Annotated in this window: 1 protein-coding gene; it reads left to right on the top strand. The window is 68.1% G+C overall.

What is annotated here, in order from left to right; translation table 11 throughout:
• Positions 1-254: DEAD/DEAH box helicase (locus tag ACYYG1_RS17670; RefSeq protein ID WP_461211639.1), on the top strand; the 254-nt coding region annotated here is incomplete at both ends.

Genomic DNA, 254 nt, shown 5'->3' with positions numbered 1-254 from the left:
ATGGATTCACCCGGGCTCCCTTCGTGACCACCTCTGCATTTTCCAGCCTCGCGCTGTCGGCCGACCTGCTGGCCAACCTCGACTCTCTCGGCTATCGCGAGATGACGCCGATCCAGGCCGCCGCCCTCCCGGCGATCCTCAAGGGCCGCGACCTGATCGCCCAGGCCAAGACCGGCAGCGGCAAGACCGCCGCCTTCGGCATCGGTCTGCTGAGCCCGCTGAATCCGCGCTACTTCGGCTGCCAGGCGCTGGTG

It is taken from the genome of Desulfocurvus sp. DL1XJH-121 (assembly GCF_054819825.1).
This window is presented reverse-complemented; position numbering and strand designations above follow the sequence as displayed.